The following is a 22,033-nucleotide window of genomic DNA, read 5'->3' as shown; positions in this document are numbered from 1 at the left end:
GGGACGGTTACTTTAATGGAAAATGCGCTGAATGAATTCATTTTTTGACACATCAGCAACCGCGTTTTTACCTTTCCGCTTCTGTTGCCACCAACAATTGACTCAGCAAGGTTTTCAGCTGCGCTTGCTGCGCTGCATCCAGCGTTTCCAGCAGGCTATTTTGCGTTTGCGTGTGTACCAGCAGGGCTTGCTCGATCTTCGCTAATCCCTCTTCAGTCAGCGCCACCAGCATGCTGCGCTTATCGTCGGGATCGGCAACGCGCACAATCGACCCCACTTCTTCCAGCCGATTGAGGCGATTGGTCATCGCGCCCGATGTCACCAGCAATGACTTATACAGCTGGGTCGGCGATAAGCGATAGGGCGCACCCGCGCGCCGCAGCGTCGCCAGCACATCAAATTCGCCCTCGCGAAAACCAAACGGTGCCAGCGCTTCAGCGCGCGTTTTCGCCAGATGTTTCATGATGCGCAGCATGCGACCAAATACCGCCATCGACGATGCATCCAGCTCCGGCATCGCGCTGGCCCACTGTTCAACTACAAAATCGACGTGATCGGTCAAATTGATTTCTCCTGATGCTGTTGTTGCCTGTTTGCACAATCCGTAGCGGCGCGATTCATCGCGCAATAAATTGCGCCGCTACGGATTGTGCGGTGATTAATATTCGCCATCTCATCCCCATTTGTTGCTTTGTGCGCATGGGCTGTTGCTGCTGCGAAAAGTATCTTAACGTTAAGATACTTTTAATGAGCATGGAGATGCAAAGTGAATCGTACTTTACCTGCGGTTGGGATGTTTGCCTTACTGGTTTTTGTTATCGCACTGAATTTGCGGCCGATGATGGCGGCGATGGGACCGCTCTTTCCACTGCTGCAGCGCGACGCGCAGCTCAGCGCCACGCAGCTTAGCCTGCTGACCACGTTGCCGGTCATCATGATGGGATTGGCGGCGCTGGCCGGGCCGCTGCTGTTGCGCCGGCTTGGCGAAGTGCGCGGTATCGCTGCCGGATTGCTGTTGCTGGCGCTGGCGAGCGTCGCGCGTGGGTTCGACCAATCTGCCACAGCGTTGATTACCAGCGCGCTGGTGGCGGGTTGCGGAATCGGATTGATTCAGGCCTTAATGCCAGCGCAGATCAAACGTCACTTTGGTGCGAAAGCAGGCACGCTGATGGCGCTGTTCACCACCGGGATTATGGCGGGCGCAGCGATTGCTGCCGCCAGCGCCGCACCATTGGCGAAATCGCAAGGTTTAGCGTTAACGCTGGCAATTCCTGTTGTTCCCGCAGTCATCGCGCTGTTGCTGTGGTTGACGTTTTCACGCGGCGTAACGCCAATGCAAAGCAGCCAGGCTCCACGCACTGCTCGCTCACCGCGTGCCTGGCTGTTGATGATTTTCTTTGGCATTGGCACCGGCGCGTACACGTTGGTGCTGGCGTGGCTGCCGCCATTTTACATGCAGCACGGCTGGCAACCTGAACAAAGCGGCTATGTGCTAGGTGCGCTCACGCTGACGGAAGTTGCCGCGGGTTTTGTGCTGTCGGCGTTGATTCATCGCTTCCGCGATCGTCGCTGTCCGTTGCTGGTGGTGTTAACTTTGATTCTGCTGGGCTTGATCAGTCTGCTGTGGCTTGGCGGGGCGCAGGCGTGGTTGCCTACATTGCTGCTCGGATTAGGCATTGGCGCGCTGTTCCCGCTCTCGCTGATCGTCACGCTCGATCACGCGCACACGCCGGAAGAAGCGGGCGCATTGCTATCCTTCGTGCAGGGCGGCGGTTATTTGCTGGCGGCGTTGATGCCGCTGATCGCTGGCATCGTGCGTGACCGCGCCGCCTCGCTCGATAGTGCGTGGATAATCATGAGCGTGGGCATTGTGTTGCTGATGGTGATGGCGCTGCGGTTTAAAACGCAGCGATAAACGCACGGCACAGAATGTGATAAAACGTGGGGCAATTTTTAACGCAGGGTCGTCATTTATGACGGCCTGGCAAACCAAGGAGCAACCATGTCGCCACAAGTGGGAATCGGCGTTTTAATTTTCCGCGATGGAAAACTGTTACTAGGGCAACGCAAAGGCAGCCACGGCGCGGGCGACTGGTCTGCGCCGGGCGGGCATCTGGAGTTTGGCGAATCGCCGGAAGCCTGTGCGCGTCGCGAAGTGCTGGAAGAAACTGGCTTACAGCTTGGTAAACTGCAAAACGGCGCGTTCGTTAGCGATGTGTTTCCCGAGGTCAACAAGCACTACATTACGCTACTGATGGTGGCGCAGGACGCAATCGGTGAACCACAACTGATGGAGCCTGAAAAGTGCCACGGCTGGCAATGGTTCGCACCAGACAATCTGCCGCAACCGCTGTTTGCGCCGCTGCGCACATGGATGGCACGCGACGGATTGGCGGCGCTGCAGGCGTTGGCAAAATCGACTTAGAGCACCAGTTTCATCACCGTAACATCTTCATCAGCAATCTCGCGCTGCTCCACATCCTGCCAGCCGAAGCGGCGATAGAGCGCTTGTTGATCCGGCGTATACAGCCACAGCGCGGTGATCTCACGCTGACGCGCTTCGGTAATTAAGCGCGTCACCAGGCCACTCGCCAACCCTTTTCCACGGTGTGTTGCGGCAGTAATGACTTCGCCGAGCCAAAACTCGCGCTCGGCGATATCGTGCAGTTCGTAATGGATAATGCTGGCGGTCGCCATCAATTCGCCATCGCTTGTAGTTGCCACCAGCGTCAGCGTTTTGGCCTCGGCGGCATTGCGCGCCTGTAAACGCTGCTCAATCACTGCCGCATCTCGCCAGTTGGGGAAATCCGACCATTCGCTATGCAGCATTTGCGTCACCGCATCCAAAAACTGAGGCTGTTGCGCCAGCAGGCTGATGTGCATTTCGATTCCTCAAAGGTGGCAGGCGAGAGTGACAACATAGCGATTAGTGATTGATATTGCCAAGTATACTGCGTTCGATAATAGCGCCGGGCATCATCTGCTGAATACCTTGCTCCAGCATATCGCCCGCATGTTGCAATGCTTCGAGTGGCATCGCCGGTAATCGCTCCAGCACAAACCACATCTGCGTTTGCTCAATACTGAGACGCGTGCGCACACCTTGTCGCCAGTTCCAGCGACGACAGGTTACGCCTGCGTCATCCCGCCACACCACTTCGCCAGGTTCGGGAGATTCATGGCTCAAGACGCCTTCTTTATAGACATCGAAGGGTTCGCTGCCATCGGCGCGCGTTAGCCGCGGGTTGCCCACGTAAGCGGCCACATTCTCACCACCAACCGGAATGGCGAAACGAATGCTCACCGCATTGTAGAGATCCACGATTGGATCGATGGCTGCCATTGATCCGTCGCGCTGCACGCGCTTGCGCAAGGCATCTGCCGAACAGGGCGTACGTTTCGGTTTGGCACCAAAATGTTTGAACATTTCCGCCCATTGCGTCAGATGTGCTTCTGCCCACGGAAAATCATCCTGCAGCACATCGCGACAAGCTTGCGCTAAAGCTTCTTCACCAATTTGCGGACGTAACACTGGCGCAGCCTGAACTAAAATGCAGAGCGCGGTAAAGTCAGGCGCTAAGGCAGAAACGGAAGGATCGATTGACGGGCGAAAGGCGAACATAACATAATCCTGTAATGACTAATTTATTCCATGATAGTGACCGATGAAGACAAAAGTCAATAAATTGACCGAAGCAGGTTCTGATATCGACTATGTCAGCGCCGCCGTTTCAGCCAGCGTCAAAAGTTTCCGCCAACAGCAAAAACTGTCGCTGGATGAGCTTTCACGCCGCGCGGGCGTCAGTAAAGGCATGTTAGTTGAGATTGAAAAAGGCAGCGCGAATCCCAGCATCGCCATTTTGTGCAAAGTGGCGGCAGCGCTAGGAATATCGGTGGCCGATATTGTGAATGTCACCGCCGATCCGCTGGCGCATCTGGTTGCTGAAGAGGACATTCCAATACTTTGGCAAGGTGACAAGGGCGGAACGGCGCGTTTGCTGGCGGGCACGCAAGGCCCGGATATGATCGAGCTATGGCGTTGGGAGATGTTCCCCGGCGAACAGTTCGCCTCGCCGGGCCATCCGCAGCGCACCTACGAACTGCTGCATGTCGAGCAAGGTGAACTTACGTTGACGGTTGATGAACAGCAGTTGCAGGTGCCGCGCGGCAGTTCAGCAGTAGCGAAAACCGCCGCACCGCACAGTTATGCGAACCTCGGCGAACTGCCGCTGGTTTTCACCATGGCAGTCGCCGAAATTCACAGTTAACCCACTTCGTTCGCCAGCGCCACCGCATCTTCGCCAGCTGGAATGCGCATCGGAGCATGCGGATCGGTCGCCGCACGCCACACCGCTTCCGCCACATCCAGCGCCTTGGTGGTCGGTTGTGGCTGCTGCATCGTGCTGAAAACGCCATCTAATAGCGGCTGATACGGCTCAAGCTGCGTGTTCTCCATGCGCGGCATGGCGTTCTTGCCGAAATCGGTGCTGGGCGCCAAACCTGGCAGCACCAGATGCACCTTGATATTGAACGGCTGCAACTCCAAAGCCAGCGATTCGGTAAAGGCGTTTATCGCCGCTTTACTTGCGGTGTAAACCGCCAGCAGCGGCAGAGATTTCAAGGTTACCGTCGAGGTCACGTTGATCACCGTGCCGCCTTGTTTCGCGCGGAACTGCGGCAGCACAGCCTGCGTCAATGCGATGGTACCGAGCGTGTTAGTTTCAAACACGTCACGCACCGTCGACATTGGCGTGCCTTCCAGTGATGCCAGCACGCCAATCCCGGCGTTATTCACCAGCACATCGATGTCGCCCGCCGCAGCGATGGCATTTTTGATGCTGGCGTCATCGCTGACGTCCAATGGCAGCAGACGCAGATTTTCTGATGCCGGGAACAAGTCGGCGCGAGGAGTGCGCATGGTGGCGATCACTTTCCAGCCACGTTCCAGAAAATAGAGCGCGGTGGCGTGACCAAAGCCGGAAGAACAGCCGGTGATTAGAATCGTTTTCATCTTTCACTCCTGCATTGCATTGGGGTAGACGATCACTATAGAGTCAACCAACTGGACTCACTACAACGCAACGTCCATCTTTCATTCGTAGGAGTCCAAATGATCGATCCCTTAGCGGAGATGGTGTCACTTCTGCAGCCGCAAGCGGCGTTTTCTAAACGCGCGCGTGCTAATGGCCGCTGGAGTGTGCACCGCAGTGAAACTGGTCAGCCGTTTTATTGTCTGGTACTGGAAGGTCGCAGCCAGCTGAAGATGAAAGGGCATCCGCCCATCACGCTGGAGCAGGGCGATTTTGTGCTAATCCCGGCGGCGTGGGAATTTTGCATGACCAGCGCCGAACCGCCCGCCGATGACGCGTCGGAAACCGTGCCACAGATGCTCGCGCCCGGCGAATTCTGGATAGGCGATCAGCAGCAGCCTGCCGACGTGCAAACCCTGATTGGCTATTGCCAGTTCGGCGCGCCCGATGCCGGATTGATTGTCTCGCTGCTGCCGCAGTTTATTCAGGTGCGCGGCGAATCGCGCCTCACAACGCTGGTGCAATTGGTGATGGATGAATGCCGCGCGCAGCGACCGGCACGTCATGTGGTACTGGAACGCTTGCTGGAGCTGCTGTTAATCGAAGCGCTGCGATCGATGCCAATCTGCAATGCGTGTCCGGGCGTGATGAGCGGGTTAGCCGACGAACGGCTGGCGGCGGCGATTCGTGCCATCCATGCTAATCCTGCGCACAGCTGGACGGTGGCAGAACTGGCGAAAGCCGCCGCGCTGTCACGTTCCTCTTTCTTTGTGCGTTTCCGCGAAGCGGTTGGCGTGGCGCCGATGGTCTACCTGCTGACGTGGCGCATGGCGCTGGCGAAAAATTTGCTGCGCGGCAAAAGCATGGCGGTGGCTGAAGTGGCAGAGCGCGTCGGCTATCGCTCCGCCAGCGCCTTTAGCGTGGCATTCAGTCGCTACGTCGGCCAGCCGCCGGCATGGTTCGCCGCCAAAGAGGATGTCTAGCGATACAGCTTCAAATTGCCGGTTAAACGGGTAATTTTTTTCTTTGAACCGATCAAACCGATCGCCACCAACTCGATCTGATCGCTGTGCGCGTCAGCAATACGTTCGCCATATTCTTCGTACGTTTTGCAGGATTGCGCCAGCGCGCTGAACGGCATCGAAAAAATCTCGCTATCCGCGCCGCTTATTTGCTGCAACTCGCGCAGATAATTACCGTCCGCCAATAACACCGGCAGCGGCGCGTAGATCACGCCGGGATAATTAACGCCATCCTGGCTTTGATGATCCGGCCCAACCAAATTTCCTATCAATTTTCCAAAACTGATGCCGATAACGCTAGCAGCGTTCATCGCCAATCCGGCGGGCAGTTGCTGATCAATCACGATGGTGCAGCGATGGGTATTTGCGTCGAAATTCATGATTCAGGCTTCACTTTGAGTGGGGTTACAGGTGCACGGTTCAGCGAATAACGCTGGTTTTCCCGGTGCGCATAAATGCGCACCCTACGCCGTAGGGGCGCCATTCATGAACTGAACCCCATAACCTGGACCGTTTAGTTAAAGCGCTGCGTAATGCTGAGTCCTGTACGCTACCGGACTCAGCCCACCCAACCCCATTTTTATCCGCTTAGTATTCCAGAAGTGGATATAGTCTCCGATATCCTTCTCCAGCTCCTCTACATCACGGTATTTCTTCAGGTAAAACATTTCCGACTTCAGATGACCGAAGAAGTTTTCCATCACCGCGTTGTCCAGGCAGTTTCCTCTGCGCGACATGCTCTGTGTTATCCCGTTTTCCGCCAGGCGCTGCCTATACTCCGGCATCTGATACTGCCAGCCCTGATCGCTGTGAAGAAGCGGACGCTGCTCGCCCGTCAGATGCCGTAAGGCACTGCTCAGCATATTGTTTATCATCGGCATCAGCGGCTTACGCGCCGTTTCCCAGCCCACGATTTCGCCGTTATACAGGTCCAGAACCGGGGACAGGTAGCATTTTTCACCCGCAACGCTGAACTCCGTTACGTCCGTTACCCACTTCTCGTTCGGTGCCTGTGCCCGGAAGTTGCGCTGCAGCACGTTGCCGGCTGTTCGCCCTTCGGGCCCCCGACAGGACCGGTATCTCTTCTTTCTTACCGGCGACTGCAGGCCCAGCGCCGACATCAGCTTCAGCACGGTTTTCCCGCTCAGCCCCCAGCCGTGCTGCCTGAGCAGGCAGCCCATGCGCCGGTAGCCGTAAAGACTGCGATGCTCCTCCGACAGCCTGACGATGAGCGCCTTCACCTCTGCGTACTTATCCGCCGCCTGCTGGCGGGCAAGCTGATAAAAAAATGTGCTTTTCGGCAGCCGCGATACGCTCAGCAGCACCGGCAGGCGATGCCGCGTGCGCAACCGCGTCACTGCAGCGGCTTTTTCTCCCGCTCCCGGCGCTTTTTTTCCAGGATAATCTCCTGCATAACCTTCAGATAGTCGTTTTCGGCGCGAAGGTATTCGAGCTCCTTAAGCAGCTCTTTCTCCGTCATTGATCCGGCAGGTTTTGGTGATTTTGCTTTGTCTGACATTCGTATACTCCGCGTGCTGTTTTCGGGCGGGAAAGCGTAGTGGCCTTTAAGGCTGTACTGACGGGCCCAGGATTCAACCGTTTTGTATGAGGTGAGATTAAAACGCGCCGCAACCGCGGCGTATGACTCACCGGGATGAGCCAGAACGTAATGCGCCACCTGAACTCTGAAGTCGGAAGAATAACGCCGGTGCCCGCGGGGAAGCAAAGCCTGCTCACCGTGATGCTGATAGCGTGCAACCCAGCGGCGCAGGTTAGTAGGGGCAATGCTGAAGTGCTTAGCCGTTCCATCAATACCGGCATGGCCGCTAAGAAAATAGTGAATGGCCGAGAGTTTGAATTCGACGGGATATTTTGTCGCCATAGACCTGCACCTTCAATGTCAGATTATGGTCCAACATTTGGGGTGCAGTTCATTCATGGCGACCCGGCTACATCCGCGCAATGACTCTGATAACAATCATCAGAGAAAAAAGTATGCCGCAACCCCAAAGGAAAGTGCTTTCTGATTACGTTGCAAAAGGAACATATTAGGGATAAAAAAATCCCTTAATCGCTAAACATTGGAAAGGATTATCCACTTATGAGCTTAAGCAAGACAGATATCAAAATCCTCCAGCAGTTGCAGCAGGACGCGCGCATCACCAACCAACATCTCGCCGACGAAATTGGCCTCTCCGCATCCCCAACTTGGCGCAAAGTGCGCAAACTGGAAGAGGACGAAGTGATTCAGGGTTATCGCGCGGTACTTAATCGAAAAAAGATTGGCCTCAATGTGATGGTGTTTGTACGCGTCACCATTGATAGCCACAGCGAAGCCGAAGCGCGTAAATTCGAACAAGAAGTAATGGCGCTGGATAATATGGTTTCCTGCTACAGCATCGGCGGCGATGCGGATTTCTTATTGCAGGTGGTAGCGGCAGATATGGACGCGTATGCGGAATTCGCAATGTCGGTTATACGAAGATTGCCGGGGATAAAGGAGATGCAGAGTATGTTTGTGCTGAAGGAGATAAAGGGTTTGGCGGCCTGTCCTATAGGCTAAGATTTATTTAAAATTCATAATTTTTTTAACAAAGCTATCGTGAAGGTTTTTCATATAAAAAAGAAACCCCACATATAGTTATATGTGGGGCAGGAAATATTACGAATAATAAGCAGCATTAAGATCGATGATTTGGTCACCTTCTCTCAGTAACTCAGTACTTGAACCTTGCCGGATGAAAAAGTTATTTTCATAATGACATACTTGGCCAACGCTTTTAACTTCAATTTTTAAAACGTGCAGTCCGTTATATGAGCAAAGCTCAATGTCTTTTAGTATTTGCTGCTTTAAAGCGTTGGTGAAATTATATCCTTGTATCTTTTGCTTGATAAACATGAAGTAATCATCAATTGAACCAGATTTGATAGTTGCTTCATGATCTATGCCGTTTATATAAAAACCATTAAATTCAATTGGTTGTATGCTATAGAGCGAATTCAGTCTATTAGCAGTATGAATGTTTTCAGACACGCCTATTAAAATAAAACCTTTAGATTCTTTGCCAATGTTATTTATAGCCACACAAGTTTGTATTATATTGACTAAGCACTCATCGTCAATATCATGCTTACCCGATAAATTGAATAGGCCTTGCTTGAAATCGTAACTTGGTTGCTCTGTTCTTGCATTATTTAATATTGTTCTAATTAAAGTTAACCATGCATGATTGATATATGTTTTAGCCGAAGGTGAAAAGTATCGACTAATTAAGGCTTTCAGATCCTCGACACTTTTTTCTCTTGCGCTTGCAGCCCAACGGCCACCTTCAGTTTGAACCATTGATCTTCTTACGCTATCACCAAGTTGATTAAAAAATCCATCTTTATCATTAAGCTGCATGTTATTCTCAATGATCAATTGATACATTGCTAAAAAAACCGCTTGGTAATACCTTGGGCATTCTTGGGATGTATAATCTTCTCCAAGAATATGCCGTCTGAAATAAATTTCTTTATCATTATAAAGAGATGATAGATTTTCATAGACTACAAGGTAGTCTTCCATAATTTTATCAAATCCATTTTTTTGGATGTAATTTTCTAAATGTTGTCTTTGACCGGCTGCATGAGTTGATGTGCCTGCACCATAAAATGTGTCAAGGGATGTTGAACCTGAAGTAGGCTTATCTTCAATCATAATGTAGCCTAAAATATTAGCTACTAACTCTTCGTCATCAGAATCTCTGATACTACGTCTGGTTAATATATGGTGTTTAATATAAAAATGATTATCTATATTTATTCCGTAATTAAGACCTTCATTACTTATTGATATGTTGTGAATCTTATTTAGACCCATCACATCAGAATGAGTAGTATCACCTCTTATTGAGGTGGACAGAATACGTACAAGCTCACAAAAATTACTAACACAACCCGCACTGCGGAGTTCCTGCTTAGATAAAATTTTCCCATTTGAATTAATCCTCCTGAAAACCTCATCAATGTTATCTTCAGTTGATGAATATTCAGAAATTGCAAATCGGTATCGTGCAATCTGTGCGGATTTATCTCGGGATAGTACTGGTTCTTTTTGTATGAGTTGACCAGAGTCTTTGAGTTGTTTAGTTAAAGCAATTGAATCTAAATCAAAATGTTCACCATTTAAAGAATATCTTTGTTCAATAAAGCTAGTAAGGGCTTCTAATCTCTGCATTCCATCTAGTATTTCTCTAGTGGATTTCAAAGTTACAAATAATAATAGGGGGATAGGATATTGTTGAATCATGGAAGATATCAATGACGCTTTTTCCTCTAAAGACCATACAAGCTTTCTTTGATACCTCCTGTTGACAACAAGTTTCTCCTGCAAATACCATTCATATAGTTCTTCACTAGTTTTTGAATCAATATCTAAGTTTTCATTTGCCATGTGATTCACCCTAATCCATTAAATAATCACTAACTACTCATTAAGATAATACTATGTTATAAGTATCAAAAAAAGAGGTGTGAGTAAAAATAGCTCTAATTAATTGTTGTCTACTTCACATTATAGTTAATGAGAAAAAATTTTTGGTTAAGAGTAATTCGGCGATTTTGTTTTTCATCTTTCATATATGGCGCTCTTTTTTAGATAAGAGTTATTTGTAATATTTCGAATTGATTGCCGATTTGATTTCAGGTTAATAATGTTGTCTTTTAAGTGTTGTGATGAAAAAATTAAAGTTAGGTCCAATGTTTTTTTGATGATTTTAGCCAATTTCCTAAATCCCATCTCCCACCTCACAAATCCTTAACTCAAACTGGACGCTTGCCAGCTAAAGCGTAGATAATCATTTCACCCGATTTCAAACATTAAAAAGCTGAAACAAAATAATTCGATTACTTAAACAAACCTAAAGCGCAGCGGTAATAAGCCGTGCACGTATCGTCTTTTCTCTGTTGAGGAAAACATTGTGTTTAAATTAAATCCGGTGTTACTAAGCCTTGTGGCTGCGCAAGGCGTGATGTTCCCTGTGTTGCCGACAACGGCGGCGATATTAAAGCCTTATACGCCTGAAATTAATGACAATAAGGTTGGTGCTTACTGTTTATGTAATGGCAGCACGCAAACGCTGAGCGGATTGCCGCAGTTCGCGCCGGGTGAAAACGGTACGGGCAGCGTAACGATTGGTGAGTTGCGCAATATTGGGCGAATTATCAATGACAACGTGATTGGCGCGGCGCGGCTGCAAATCGGTGCGCAGAATTACGCTATTGGCATCCCCAATTACGAAGAAAATACCTACATCACCTATCAGGTATTTAATACTGCAGAACTGGTTGATTTACCTGCTGTAGGTCTGGATACCGTAGTGCCAGATTATTTTGATGTAAACGACAAACAATATATCAACGCGCGTGTCGCTTCCGTCAGTAATGGCACGCTGAATATCGATATTGGCAAGCATAACGCGGCGTCGACTTCCTCCAGTAATAGCTGGTCGATGGCGGCGAAGCAAAGCCAGTTATTTACCGCCAGCAAAAAAGGCAATTTGAACTGGAATTCCAATAACCGTATCGCCTTCACCGCCGGCACCACGCCGTACGGTGGCGATCGCCTGGCTTACGATGTCGGCAACGTGGTGGAATACGCGGGTGTATTCACCGTCAATACACTGGATGGCGGCACTAACACGTTCAACGTCACTAATCTCAATGAACTGCGCAATTACAACGACTGGCTGATCGATCAGCTCTCCAACGCCAATCTCAGCACCGAAAGTTACAACACAGAATTCAATAAGGCCTACGCGCTGCGCGAAGGGCGCGTGGTGTATCGCATGAGCACCAACAACTTCGATGATGAAGTGGCGCTACCGATATTCGATCAGGTGGTGCTTAGCGCCGATGGTCCGAAGGCAACAGTGAAAATCAATCGCGGCAAAACGCTGGAAGTGGTGAACAGCAACAGCGCGGTGATGCGTGCCAGCAACGGGGCGAAGGCGATAGTCGATGGCAAACTCGCCAGCACCGGTTCTGGCCTGGAGTTGCTCAGCGGCGCGCGCGGCTTCAACAACGGCGTCATCAACGCCGGTTTTCTTAATAACGCCAATGGCAAAGGCGTCGATAGCAGCACGGTTGGCGCGGGCGGTAGCGCGGTCGACGTCAGTTATGAAAGTCGGTTTATCAATCGTGGCGTGATCAACCTGCAACCCGGCGCGGGCTTCAGTACCGGCATCAATGCCTACAACAGCAAAGTGGTTAACCACGGCAACATCAACGTTGGCGTAAGCGATGTCAGCAGCGGCGGCACGGCGGCGGGCGTATTGCTGAGCAGCGATGGCAAAGGCGGTTTCGCTAACGCCAAAGACGGCACCATTTACATCGGGCGCACGCCGCAAAATCGCAAAAATGACCCAACCGAAGATGTCGCCGTCAATCTGGGTGGCGGCGCCAGCGGCATCTATCAATTTCTTGATTCAAAAGCCGTGAATAATGGCCACATCGTGATTGGATCCAAAGTGCAAAACGCGGCAGGGATGAAGGTGGAACTCGCGCCTCACGCGGTCACGCTGAACAATGGCGTCATCGACGTTAACGGCAAGGCGCAAGTTCAACCCGCCGAGAACGTTGGCATGTTGGTGCTGGATTCCGGCAGCCTCGGCAAGGTTGGCAATATCGGCACCATCAATGTCAACGGCTACAACAGCACTGGCCTAAAAGTCATCGCGCGCGATGGCAATGACTCCGTGGCATTTTCCAGCGGCGCGATCAACGTGCCTGGCGATGGCGATCGGTTTGTTAATTCCTTTAACACGGCGGTATGGGTGAAGGGCGATCCGGGCGGCACGGCTTACGCGAAACTGACCGGGCCGATCAGACTCGGCGGAAACTCGAATATTGGTATTCGTGCCGAAGGGCTTGCGGTGGTTGATGTCAGCGCTAATGCGGTGCCGCTATCCGTGCCTGATCCCAACGTGTATACCGCACGGCATATCAGTTTTTACACCCTTGGCCCCAACGCCAGAATCAACTTGCCCGCCAACGGCAGCTACAGCACCACCGTGCCGTACGGCAATATTTTCCGTGTTGCAGATGGGGCAGATTTTGACGGCACCGGCCGCACGCTTTCCATGAACAACTCGTTCGCCACGGGCGTGTACGGCAGCGGTGAGTTCACCGACGTCAACACCAATGGCGCGACCTTCAACGTTGCCGGCAATTACGCGCGTGCGGTTGAGATCAGTGACGGCGCGCACGCCACCATTGATGCGGCGACCCGCATCAGGCTGCTCAGCAATGGCGCGACCGGCGCGGTGGCGGATGGCAATAAATTCACCCTGACAGGCGACCCGATCAATCCGCAAACCCAGTTCAATCCCGATACGCTGCTGGTCAACCATGCGGCGCTCAGCGGCGTTGCTGATAATCAACAGGCGCTGGTTGTCACGAATCACGCCCAGTTGATCAATACCGGCGACATTACCTTAGGCGGTCAGAGCACCAACGGTATTTATGCGCAGAATGGTGCCTTTGCCTTCAACCGTGGCGATGTCACCGTGACGCGCAGCAGCACCGGTCTGTATGCGTATGGCAATCCCGAATACACCGATGGCGTAACGCCGACTGAAGTTATCAATATCGGCTTGCTCAATGTGTATAACGTGGATGCCGAGAGTTTCTCACCCAGCAGAGGATTGATCTCCTATCATGAGCTGGCGCGCTTCTATCAAAACGGCACCATCAATTTGTTTGGCTCAAACGCGCTGGCGGGCGCGGTGTTTGCCGGTGGACTACTTGATTTAGGTGATGGCAATCGCGTGGTGTTCCACGACAGGAACCAATACGGTTTTCGCGCCGCGGATACCGGCACGCGTTTGATCAGCCACGGCGGCAGCGTTGATGTCAGCACTGAAAACTCCAGACTATACGAGATTGTCAACGGCGCGTGGCTGTATGCCGAAACGCCAGGCAATGTAACGCTCAGCGGGGAAAACAGCACTGGGATGGAGGTGAGCGGATACGACGCGATGGTTTCCCGCACCGACAATTACACCGTGACCGGCAAAAATGCCACCGTGATGCGCGTCAGCGGCAGCGCCGAGGGCGTGATCACCAGCGGCATTGCCCTGAATGGCGAAAGCGGCACTGCGGCGGTGGTCGGCGGCGATGAGTCGGAAATCTACGCCGCCTCGCAAATCACCGGTAACGGTAGCAACAGCACCGCTTTTGATGTGAGCGGTGGCGCACGGTTGTTTAATCAGTATCAAGGCGTCGTCGATCTCACCGGACCAAACAGCACCGGCGCGCGCGTGCATGACGGCGGTAACTTCATTAACCGTGGCAGCATGCGTATCGCGTCGGGCATCGGCGTGGATGTCAGCAGCGGCTACGGCCAATACGTACCGGTGGACAGTTCCCTACGCGTTGATGACGGCACCGCAGCGTTACGCGTTGGCAACGGCGGCTGGCTGAGAATCTACGGCGACGGGCAGGGCGCGAGCAATATTTATGCGATGGGCAAAGCCGATGGCTTGTTGCTGGATAATGGCGCGCAGGGCTTTGAAGCCAACGACATCATCCTCGGCGCTTACGGCAGCGGCAGCGTAATCAACAACCGCGCGGAAACCAGCAATATCTCGCTGGATAACGTGATGCTCGATGTGAGCGGCGGCACCGGCGTGCGTTCGGCGACTTCGTTTGATCCCAATGGTCGCGCGCTGATCAACGTCAGCGGTGGCGCTACCGGTTATCGCTTCGAAAATGCCGATGGCTCAACCACCAGCAACGATCTGGTGATCGGCAAGGATTATTCGATTCTGGTTTCCGGACAAGGCACCGGCGTTCGCGCTAACACCAGCGGCAGAGTGATTTCGCAGGGTTCGATTGGCATTCGCGATTTCAACGGCGGTTCGGCGATTGTCACCAGCACCGCCAGCCAGGTGATCAACCAGGGTTCGATTGCCTCACTCAGCCGCGTCTCTCCGCTGATCGATTTGCGCGGTGGCGACACGGTATTTATCAACCAGGGCACCATCTCCGCGCCGTTCCCGGATCAGGTCGTCGTAGCCGGAGGCGCAGGCAATGATGTCATCGCGCTGCTCGATGGTGCGGTGGTCGGCGATGTGAATACCGGCAGCGGCAGCGATGAACTGGTGGTGACCGGCGGCACGCTGAACGGCAGCCTGACGATGGGCAATGGTGCGGCGAATCAGGCAACGGTGCAGAGAGTCAGCCTGGCCGATACCCGTCACATCACCACCGAAAACGGCGCTGGCAGCACGCTCAATCTCAGCGAACTGACGGCGCGCGGCGGCTCGTTTGCCCGCGATGATGTCAGCAAAGGCACCAACCTCGGCGCGGGCTGGAGCACGCTCAACTTCTTCGCCACCCAGTGGACGCTAACCGACAACATCAAACTCGCGCACAGCACCATCAATATCGACGCCGGCAGTACGCTGTTTGCCGGTGATAACGTCAATCCGCTGCTGCAAGGCGCGACCAATGATTCGCTGGTGATAAATAACGCCGGTACGCTGGATCTCACTAACGGCGGCAATGCGGCGGCGAATGTTTTAACCATTGATGGCGAACTGGCATCGGCGGGCGGCAGCCTGAAACTCAACTCCTCCGCCACGCAGAGCGACAACCTGCGCGTAAACGGCAATGTGTCGGGCACCACCTTGATCGACGATACGCTGATCGGCGGCCCGCAGCTGGATAGCAATCGCGATGGCGTGATTGCCGCCAGCGAAGGTGTGTCGCTGGCGCAGGTAACCGGCAGCGCCAGCGCAACCAGTTTTGCGCTCAAGAGCGGCTATGTGGCGTCCGGGCCGTGGCAATATGGTTTAGCCAGCTTCGCGCCGGGCAGTTCAACATCCGGTGCGTGGGATTATCGACTCGCTAACACCTTTGTCTGTGAAGACGGTTCGCTGTGCCAGCCACAAGCGGGCAGCAATCAGCGTGCCGTGCGGCTGGCCGTTACGCCGCAGGTGCCGTCCTACATCTCCGCGCCGGTGGGTTTGGCGTATTACTCGCTGGCGGTGACCGACGATCTGCATAAACGTCTCGGCGAACTGCGTCAGCAGCAAAGCGCGTCCGATGCCGTGGGCGGCGAGATGTTTATCCGCTATCTCGGCTCCAACCTGAAATATCAAAGCAATCGCGGTTTGGCCGATTACGGCTACGACTTCGATCTGGATTACAGTGCGGTACAACTGGGTGGCAACGTGCTGCGCGCCGACGGCCCGCAAGACAGCTTGCGCGGCGGCGTGGCCTACACGCGCGGTAATACGCGCATTCGCCCTCACGCAGCCGACGGTTACAGCTCTACCAGTTTCGACAGCGACAGCATTTCGCTGTACGGCACCTGGCTGCGCGACAGCGGATTCTACCTCGATGGTTCGCTGAGTTGGGGTTGGTATCGCGGTGAAACCGACATCGCCCGGCAGAAAGAGGTGGCAACACCGAAGGGTAACGGCTGGACGGCGTCGGTGGAATCGGGCTATCCGTTCACCTTCGCCAACGGCGTGCGCCTCGAACCGCAGGCGCAAATCACCTGGCTGCAGATGAAGATGGACAGCTTCACCGATCAGGATCGCACGCGCGTGTCGTACAACGATTACGATCAAACCATCGGCCGACTCGGCGCGCGCCTCGATCGCACCTGGCTGGACGCCAGCCAGAATGCCTACACGCCGTACGTTCGCGCCAACTACTACAAAGGCTGGGGCGGCACCGCGAAAACCAAAATCGGTGCGGCGGATACTGAAGGCAGTCAAATCTTCGAAAGTGGCAAGTTTGGCCAGATGTGGGATGTCGGCTTAGGCGGCAGCGCCACGCTGAATAAGGATGTTGCGCTGTATGCCGAAGCGGATTACCGCAAAGAGATCGACGGCAACGGCGCCAAAGGCTGGCGCTATAACGCGGGCGTGAGGTGGTCGTTTTAAAATTCAGCCTGTTCATCGCGCATGCTGGAGTGCGTCAAGATAAGTGGTTTTCAACCCCTCAAGGATGAGGGGTTAGAGGTGATTTAATGCCTGGCGACCAAAATCATTAGCCAGGCACTTGCTGCGTGCGCCGATCCTTCACCGTGACATACAAAAACGCCAGCACGAACAGCACCGCGTAGATCACCACAATGGTTGGGCCCGGCGCGCTGTCGAGGAAGAACGAGGCGTACACGCCGCTGAAACCTGTCACCACCGCAATGCCAATCGCCAGCAACATCACCTGCACGAAACGACGCGCCAGCAGTAAAGCGATAGCGCCAGGCGCGATCAGCATGGAAATTGACAAAATCACGCCCACCGATTTCAGCGCAGCGACGATGGTTAACGAGATTAAACACAACAAGCCGTAATGCATCAGTTTGCCGTTGATGCCGCAGGCGCGCGCCTGATTGGGATCGAACGCGTGCAGCAGTAAATCTCGCCATTTGATGCCAATCAACAGGCTAACAATCAGCGCGATAGCCGATGTCTGGATAATATCCGCCAGGCTGATGCCCAACATATCGCCGAACAAGATGTGGTCGAGATGCACTTCGGGCTGCAATTTCAGATACAGCACCAAACCGGCGCCAAACATGCCGGAGAAGACGATGCCCATTACCGTATCGGGTTTGATGCGGCTGTTCTCACTGATGTAGCCGGTAGCGACGGCGCACACCATGCCAGCGACAAACGCGCCGATGGCGTACGGCAAACCAATCAGCCAGGCGATCACCACGCCAGGAAATACCGCGTGGCTCATCGCATCACCGAGCAATGACCAACCTTTCAGCACCAGAAACGCCGACAGCATCGCGCACGGCAGCGACAGTACCAAGGTGGTGATCAGCGCCATGTTCATAAATTCGAACTGGAATGGACTCAACAATAATTCAGCCATTAACGCCGTCCTCCATGGTCTGACGCGCACGGCGGCGCGAAGCCAGCACGCCATGTTTTGGCGCGAAAACAAAGGCCACTAAAAATACCAGCGTTTGCGCGACCACAATCACGCCGCCGGTCGCGCCATCAAGGAAGTAGCTGCTCCATGCGCCGAGGAAACTGGTGACGCTGCCGATGGTCACGGCGATCAGCAACAGGCGCGGAAAGCGATCGGTCAACAGATAGGCGGTGGCGCCTGGCGTCACCACCAGACAAATCACCATAAAAGCGCCGACGGTTTGCAGCGCGGCGACGGTGGACGCCGAGAGCAGGGCAAAGAACAGGATCTTCAGCCGCAGCGTATTCAAACCGAGCGAGCGCGCGTGGCTCTCGTCGAAGAAGGTCACCATCAGATCTTTCCACTTCAGCAGCAGAATGGTCAGGGTGATAAAGCCAATCGCGCCGAGCTGCCAGATATCGGCGGGCGCGACCGACAAAATATTGCCCAGCACGATGGTTTGAATATTCACCGACGTGGGATTGAGCGAAACCAGAAACAGGCCGATGCCAAAAAAAGACGAGAAGATCAGGCCGATAATGGCATCTTCTTTTAAGCGCGTACGCTGATTGAGAAACAGCATGCTGCCCGCCGCCAGCCCGCCGGAGAGAAACGCGCCGAGGGAAAAGGGCAGTCCGAGTATGTACGCGCCCGCCACGCCGGGCACAATTGAGTGCGACAGCGCATCACCGATCAGTGACCAGCCTTTCAGCATCAGGAAGCAGGAGAGAAAGGCGCAAATCGCGCCGACCAGCGCGGCGATCCACATCGCATTCAGCATGTATTGATAGCCAAACGGTTCAATAATCCACGACATGGTTCGCTCCCCGGTCAGGATTTTTGTCTTTCATCAGCTGCATTAACACCGCGTTACGCTCATGCAGCGCGCCATCAAAGGTCTGCGCCAGATTATCGGCGGTGAAGGTGTCATGCAGCAGGCCGCTCGCCAGCACGGTATTTTTTACCAGCACGCAGCGATCGCAGAAATCAGGGATGGCGTTGAGATCGTGAGTGGAAACCAGCATGGTGCGGCCTTCGTCGCGCAGCTCTTTTAGCAGGGCTATAATCGCGGCTTCGGTTTTGACGTCCACGCCGGTAAACGGCTCATCCAGCAGGATAATCTGACCACTTTGTGCCAGCGCGCGTGCCAAAAAAACGCGTTTTTTCTGCCCCCCCGACAGCTCGCCAATCTGCCGGTGGCGATAAGCGCTCATCCCCACGCGCTCCAGCGCTTGATCAACGCTAAGTTTATCGGCGACACGCGGTATACGCAGCATGCCCATATAGCCGTAACGGCCCATCATCACCACATTTTCCACCAATACCGGGAAGCTCCAGTCCACTTCCTCCGATTGCGGAACATAGGAAACGATGTTGTGTTTTAACGCCTTATTGGCCGGCAAACCCGCTAGCGTTACCGCGCCCGAGGAGAGCGGCACAAATCCCATGATCGCTTTGAACAGTGTGGATTTACCGGAGCCGTTGACGCCAATCAACGCGGTGATGCTGCCAGCGGGCACGCTAAAAGAGGCTTTACGCAGCGCCGTGTGGCCGTTGCGGTAGGTAACACCCACATTCTCGACGATTAATCCTGCGGCTGGGTTCATTTCTGACTTCCTTCTGTGATGCCTTTCACCACGGTTTCGGTGGTGACGCGCAGCAGATCCAGATAGGTCGGCACTGGGCCATCGCTGTTGCTCAGCGAATCGACGTACAACACGCCACCGTAATGAATGCCGGCTTCACGCGCCACTTGCTGAGCGGGTTTGGCAGAGATGGTGCTTTCACTAAAGATGGCAGGAATTTGATGATCGCGCACCGCATCGATCACCTTACGCACCTGCTGCGGGGCGCCTTGCTGATCGGCGTTAATCGGCCATAAATAGAGCTCTTTCAGACCGAAATCGCGCGCCAGATAAGAGAAGGCACCTTCACTGGTCACCAGCCAGCGTTTATCGGCGGGAAGCTTGTCGACAGCGGCACGCATCGGCGCGATGGTTTGCTGAATCTGCGCTTTGTAACGCTCAGCGTTGGCCTGATAAATTGCGGCATTGGCGGGATCGTATTTCTGCAGCGCGTTGCGGATGTTATCGACGTAGATCAGCGCGTTATCCGGCGACATCCACGCATGCGGATTCGGTTTACCGTTGTACGGACCTTCAGTAATGCCCATCGGCTCAATGCCTTGCGTCACGGTGACCTGCGGTACATCGTTAAGACGCTGGTAAAACCGGCTGAACCACAGTTCCAGATTAAAGCCGTTTACCAAAATCAGATTGGCACCCTGCGCGCGACGAATATCGCCTGGCGTGGGTTGGTATTCGTGGATTTCTGCGCCGGTTTTGGTAATCGACGTCACATCCGCCGCATCGCCCGCGACGTTTTTCGCCATATCGGCGATCACCGTAAAGGTGGTGACCACTTTGAGTTTTTCAGCCGCTGACGCGGTAAATGCGCTGAGTGACAACAGAACGGCAATCGCAGGCAAAAGGCGTTGAGTGAACATGATCATCTCCAAAGTAATATAGCCAATGCTATAATATATAGCTGATGCTATCTATATGAGTCATTTTTGTTCACAACGCCAGTGTAAAGACAAAAATTTACGAAAGGGGCAAGTGTCATAAAGACGGAATTAAACGGCATTTCCCCTAAAACACTAAATATGGTTACATCAACAAAAAGCGGACAGGATTTAAGACGATGCGCATCAAAATCAATGCAGTAGCAGACAGTGAACGCTTTCCCGAATCCGTTGATGTGATTGTGATTGGCGGCGGCATCATTGGCACGTCAGTAAGTTACGAATTGGCAAAACAGGGCGTTTCCGTGGCGCTGTTTGAGAAGGGCGTGATCGGCGGCGAGCAATCCGGCCGCAACTGGGGCTGGGTTCGGCAGCAAAACCGCGAACTGTACGAACTGCCGATGGCGATGCGCAGTTTGCAGCGCTGGGACGAGTTGAGCAGTAAAATTGGCCTCGATCTCGGCTTCTCACGGCAGGGCATTACTTACGGCACGCAGAGTGAAAGCGATCTGGCGCGCTGGGAAGCGTGGGGCAAGCAGGCGCAGCAACTGGGTTTCGTCAGCCATTTGATGACCGCACAAGAGACGCGCGAGCGCATCAGCAATAATGCGCCGTGGATTGGCGGCGTGTGGTCGCCGAGCGATGGTCGCGCAGAGCCGTCGCTGGCAGCACCGGCGATGGCGACTGGCGCGAAAAATCTCGGCGCATCAATCCAGCAAAACTGCGCGGTGCGCGGCCTCGATGTATCTGGCGGACGCGTCACCGGCGTCTGGACCGAGCGCGGCCTGGTGAAAGCTAACCGTGTAATCTGCTGCGGCGGCGCGTGGAGTTCGCGCTTCTGCAAGCAATATGGCATTGAACTGCCGAGCGCCAATATCCTGGGCACCGCGTTCAAAACCACGGCGGCGCCTGAAGTAATCAAAGGCTGTCTCAGCACCGGCGGGTTGTGTATTCGCCGTCGTCAGGATGGCAGCTACACCGTGGCGCTCGCCGGACGCGGGCAGATTGATCTCGCGCCGCAAAATATCCGTTACGCCACCAGGTTCTATGCGATGTATCGCAGCAAGATCGCTAAGAAGCTCAAGGTGCGCATCAACGGCTCGTTCTTCAACGGCCCGGAAGCCTCCGGTTCGTGGTCCAATCAAAGCGAGTCGCCGTTCGAGAAGATCCGCACCCTCGATCCGGCAGCGGATAACGGCATTGTGCAGGAAGCGATGCAGGCGCTGGTGCAGCTCTATCCGGAGCTGAACGGCATTAAGGTGGATTACGCGTGGGGCGGTTGGATTGATACCACGCCGGATTTGGTGCCGGTGATTGATGAGATGACGAGCATACCGGGCTTGTTTATCGCCTCCGGCTTCAGCGGCCACGGTTTTGGTATTGGGCCAGGCGCAGGCTTGTTGTGCGCGCAGATGGTCAATAACAAACCGCTGTTCACTGATGTGAAGCCGTACAGCCTGGCGCGGTTCGCCAAAGGTCAGGCGATCCGTGAACCGCAGATGATGTGAGGGTGGGCCGGTGCGCGTTGTTGCACACCG

General features: G+C 53.9%; 18 protein-coding genes. 7 read left to right on the top strand and 11 right to left on the bottom strand.

Annotated elements, in window-relative coordinates; translation table 11 throughout:
- Nucleotides 1-67: 67 nt before the first annotated feature.
- Entirely contained in the window at nucleotides 68-562 is a 495-nt protein-coding gene (locus FCN45_RS19800; RefSeq protein WP_137386952.1) for a MarR family winged helix-turn-helix transcriptional regulator, read from the bottom strand.
- A gap of 204 nt (nucleotides 563-766) precedes the next feature.
- Between FCN45_RS19800 and FCN45_RS19795 the strand changes: the two genes are divergently transcribed.
- Together FCN45_RS19795 and FCN45_RS19790 are read left to right on the top strand one after the other, a co-directional pair.
- Nucleotides 767-1,915, top strand: coding sequence for an MFS transporter (locus tag FCN45_RS19795; protein WP_137386951.1), 1,149 nt, complete (start codon nucleotides 767-769; stop codon nucleotides 1,913-1,915).
- A gap of 87 nt (nucleotides 1,916-2,002) precedes the next feature.
- The gene (locus tag FCN45_RS19790; protein WP_137386950.1) at nucleotides 2,003-2,425 is read left to right on the top strand and encodes an NUDIX hydrolase; all 423 of its coding nucleotides are present in this window, start codon (nucleotides 2,003-2,005) and stop codon (nucleotides 2,423-2,425) included.
- On the opposite strand, the gene FCN45_RS19785 is transcribed toward FCN45_RS19790, so the two are convergent.
- Nucleotides 2,422-2,883 carry a GNAT family N-acetyltransferase gene (locus FCN45_RS19785; RefSeq protein ID WP_137386949.1) on the bottom strand — a complete coding sequence of 154 codons (462 nt, stop codon included), beginning with the start codon at nucleotides 2,881-2,883 and terminating at the stop codon, nucleotides 2,422-2,424. The genes FCN45_RS19790 and FCN45_RS19785 overlap by 4 nt on opposite strands.
- Nucleotides 2,884-2,926: 43 nt before the next feature.
- On the bottom strand, nucleotides 2,927-3,622 hold the full coding sequence (locus tag FCN45_RS19780; RefSeq protein WP_137386948.1) for a B3/4 domain-containing protein: 696 nt from the start codon (nucleotides 3,620-3,622) through the stop codon (nucleotides 2,927-2,929).
- Between the two features lie 43 nt (nucleotides 3,623-3,665).
- On the opposite strand from FCN45_RS19780, the gene FCN45_RS19775 reads away from it, so the two are divergent.
- Nucleotides 3,666-4,268, top strand: a complete 603-nt coding sequence (locus tag FCN45_RS19775) for a helix-turn-helix domain-containing protein (protein ID WP_101761427.1) — start codon at nucleotides 3,666-3,668, stop codon at nucleotides 4,266-4,268.
- Here FCN45_RS19775 and FCN45_RS19770 read toward each other — a convergent pair.
- Nucleotides 4,265-5,011, bottom strand: coding sequence for an SDR family oxidoreductase (locus tag FCN45_RS19770; protein ID WP_137386947.1), 747 nt, complete (start codon nucleotides 5,009-5,011; stop codon nucleotides 4,265-4,267). The genes FCN45_RS19775 and FCN45_RS19770 overlap by 4 nt on opposite strands.
- A gap of 99 nt (nucleotides 5,012-5,110) precedes the next feature.
- Between FCN45_RS19770 and FCN45_RS19765 the strand changes: the two genes are divergently transcribed.
- Nucleotides 5,111-6,013 carry an AraC family transcriptional regulator gene (locus tag FCN45_RS19765; RefSeq protein ID WP_137386946.1) on the top strand — a complete coding sequence of 301 codons (903 nt, stop codon included), beginning with the start codon at nucleotides 5,111-5,113 and terminating at the stop codon, nucleotides 6,011-6,013.
- Here the strand turns inward: FCN45_RS19765 and FCN45_RS19760 are convergent.
- Both FCN45_RS19760 and FCN45_RS19755 read right to left on the bottom strand, forming a co-directional pair.
- On the bottom strand, nucleotides 6,010-6,432 hold the full coding sequence (locus tag FCN45_RS19760; protein ID WP_137386945.1) for a DUF2000 domain-containing protein: 423 nt from the start codon (nucleotides 6,430-6,432) through the stop codon (nucleotides 6,010-6,012). The genes FCN45_RS19765 and FCN45_RS19760 overlap by 4 nt on opposite strands.
- A 138-nt stretch (nucleotides 6,433-6,570) precedes the next feature.
- Nucleotides 6,571-7,934, bottom strand: a protein-coding gene (locus tag FCN45_RS19755) for an IS3 family transposase (protein ID WP_137385294.1) whose coding sequence is annotated in 2 segments (ribosomal slippage) — nucleotides 6,571-7,439 and nucleotides 7,439-7,934 — 1,365 coding nt in all. Because the reading frame shifts where the segments join, the coding sequence is not laid out codon by codon here.
- 219 nt (nucleotides 7,935-8,153) lie between these two features.
- Between FCN45_RS19755 and FCN45_RS19750 the strand changes: the two genes are divergently transcribed.
- Nucleotides 8,154-8,615, top strand: a complete 462-nt coding sequence (locus tag FCN45_RS19750) for an Lrp/AsnC family transcriptional regulator (protein ID WP_137386944.1) — start codon at nucleotides 8,154-8,156, stop codon at nucleotides 8,613-8,615.
- A gap of 99 nt (nucleotides 8,616-8,714) precedes the next feature.
- On the opposite strand, the gene FCN45_RS19745 is transcribed toward FCN45_RS19750, so the two are convergent.
- Nucleotides 8,715-10,487 (bottom strand): DUF262 domain-containing protein, encoded by a 1,773-nt coding sequence (locus tag FCN45_RS19745; RefSeq protein WP_137386943.1) that lies wholly within the window; start codon nucleotides 10,485-10,487, stop codon nucleotides 8,715-8,717.
- 526 nt (nucleotides 10,488-11,013) lie between these two features.
- On the opposite strand from FCN45_RS19745, the gene FCN45_RS19740 reads away from it, so the two are divergent.
- Nucleotides 11,014-16,989, top strand: coding sequence for an autotransporter outer membrane beta-barrel domain-containing protein (locus tag FCN45_RS19740; RefSeq protein ID WP_137386942.1), 5,976 nt, complete (start codon nucleotides 11,014-11,016; stop codon nucleotides 16,987-16,989).
- A 106-nt stretch (nucleotides 16,990-17,095) separates the two neighbouring features.
- Here the strand turns inward: FCN45_RS19740 and FCN45_RS19735 are convergent, their stop codons facing one another.
- Genes FCN45_RS19735 through FCN45_RS19720 form a run of 4 tightly spaced genes read right to left on the bottom strand, consistent with a single transcriptional unit; the run spans nucleotide 17,096 to nucleotide 20,477 of the window.
- On the bottom strand, nucleotides 17,096-17,932 hold the full coding sequence (locus FCN45_RS19735; protein WP_137386941.1) for a metal ABC transporter permease: 837 nt from the start codon (nucleotides 17,930-17,932) through the stop codon (nucleotides 17,096-17,098).
- Nucleotides 17,925-18,788 (bottom strand): metal ABC transporter permease, encoded by an 864-nt coding sequence (locus tag FCN45_RS19730; protein ID WP_137386940.1) that lies wholly within the window; start codon nucleotides 18,786-18,788, stop codon nucleotides 17,925-17,927. Before FCN45_RS19730 ends, FCN45_RS19735 begins: the two co-directional genes overlap by 8 nt.
- On the bottom strand, nucleotides 18,772-19,578 hold the full coding sequence (locus tag FCN45_RS19725) for a manganese/iron ABC transporter ATP-binding protein (RefSeq protein WP_137386939.1): 807 nt from the start codon (nucleotides 19,576-19,578) through the stop codon (nucleotides 18,772-18,774). The genes FCN45_RS19730 and FCN45_RS19725 overlap by 17 nt, the downstream gene beginning before the upstream one ends.
- Nucleotides 19,575-20,477 carry a metal ABC transporter substrate-binding protein gene (locus FCN45_RS19720; RefSeq protein ID WP_137386938.1) on the bottom strand — a complete coding sequence of 301 codons (903 nt, stop codon included), beginning with the start codon at nucleotides 20,475-20,477 and terminating at the stop codon, nucleotides 19,575-19,577. Before FCN45_RS19720 ends, FCN45_RS19725 begins: the two co-directional genes overlap by 4 nt.
- Before the next feature lie 197 nt (nucleotides 20,478-20,674).
- Between FCN45_RS19720 and FCN45_RS19715 the strand changes: the two genes are divergently transcribed.
- Nucleotides 20,675-22,003: an FAD-binding oxidoreductase gene (locus tag FCN45_RS19715; protein WP_137386937.1), complete on the top strand. Its 1,329-nt coding sequence runs from the start codon at nucleotides 20,675-20,677 to the stop codon at nucleotides 22,001-22,003.
- The last annotated feature ends 30 nt before the right edge of the window (nucleotides 22,004-22,033 follow it).

It is taken from the genome of Pantoea sp. SO10 (assembly GCF_005281435.1).
Classification (GTDB): Bacteria; Pseudomonadota; Gammaproteobacteria; order Enterobacterales; family Enterobacteriaceae; genus Pantoea; species Pantoea leporis.
The sequence above is the reverse complement of the archived record's forward strand: the minus strand, read 5'-3'. Positions and strand labels throughout refer to the sequence as shown.

Excerpts from the sequence above, each read along its gene's own strand:
- FCN45_RS19790 (WP_137386950.1), top strand. The coding sequence starts at position 2,003 with ATGTCGCCACAAGTGGGAATCGGCGTTTTAATTTTCCGCGATGGAAAA.
- FCN45_RS19785 (WP_137386949.1), bottom strand. The coding sequence starts at position 2,883 with ATGCACATCAGCCTGCTGGCGCAACAGCCTCAGTTTTTGGATGCGGTG.
- FCN45_RS19780 (WP_137386948.1), bottom strand. The coding sequence starts at position 3,622 with ATGTTCGCCTTTCGCCCGTCAATCGATCCTTCCGTTTCTGCCTTAGCG.
- FCN45_RS19775 (WP_101761427.1), top strand. The coding sequence starts at position 3,666 with ATGAAGACAAAAGTCAATAAATTGACCGAAGCAGGTTCTGATATCGAC.
- FCN45_RS19770 (WP_137386947.1), bottom strand. The coding sequence starts at position 5,011 with ATGAAAACGATTCTAATCACCGGCTGTTCTTCCGGCTTTGGTCACGCC.
- FCN45_RS19765 (WP_137386946.1), top strand. The coding sequence starts at position 5,111 with ATGATCGATCCCTTAGCGGAGATGGTGTCACTTCTGCAGCCGCAAGCG.
- FCN45_RS19760 (WP_137386945.1), bottom strand. The coding sequence starts at position 6,432 with ATGAATTTCGACGCAAATACCCATCGCTGCACCATCGTGATTGATCAG.
- FCN45_RS19750 (WP_137386944.1), top strand. The coding sequence starts at position 8,154 with ATGAGCTTAAGCAAGACAGATATCAAAATCCTCCAGCAGTTGCAGCAG.
- FCN45_RS19745 (WP_137386943.1), bottom strand. The coding sequence starts at position 10,487 with ATGGCAAATGAAAACTTAGATATTGATTCAAAAACTAGTGAAGAACTA.
- FCN45_RS19735 (WP_137386941.1), bottom strand. The coding sequence starts at position 17,932 with ATGGCTGAATTATTGTTGAGTCCATTCCAGTTCGAATTTATGAACATG.
- FCN45_RS19730 (WP_137386940.1), bottom strand. The coding sequence starts at position 18,788 with ATGTCGTGGATTATTGAACCGTTTGGCTATCAATACATGCTGAATGCG.
- FCN45_RS19725 (WP_137386939.1), bottom strand. The coding sequence starts at position 19,578 with ATGAACCCAGCCGCAGGATTAATCGTCGAGAATGTGGGTGTTACCTAC.
- FCN45_RS19720 (WP_137386938.1), bottom strand. The coding sequence starts at position 20,477 with ATGTTCACTCAACGCCTTTTGCCTGCGATTGCCGTTCTGTTGTCACTC.
- FCN45_RS19715 (WP_137386937.1), top strand. The coding sequence starts at position 20,675 with ATGCGCATCAAAATCAATGCAGTAGCAGACAGTGAACGCTTTCCCGAA.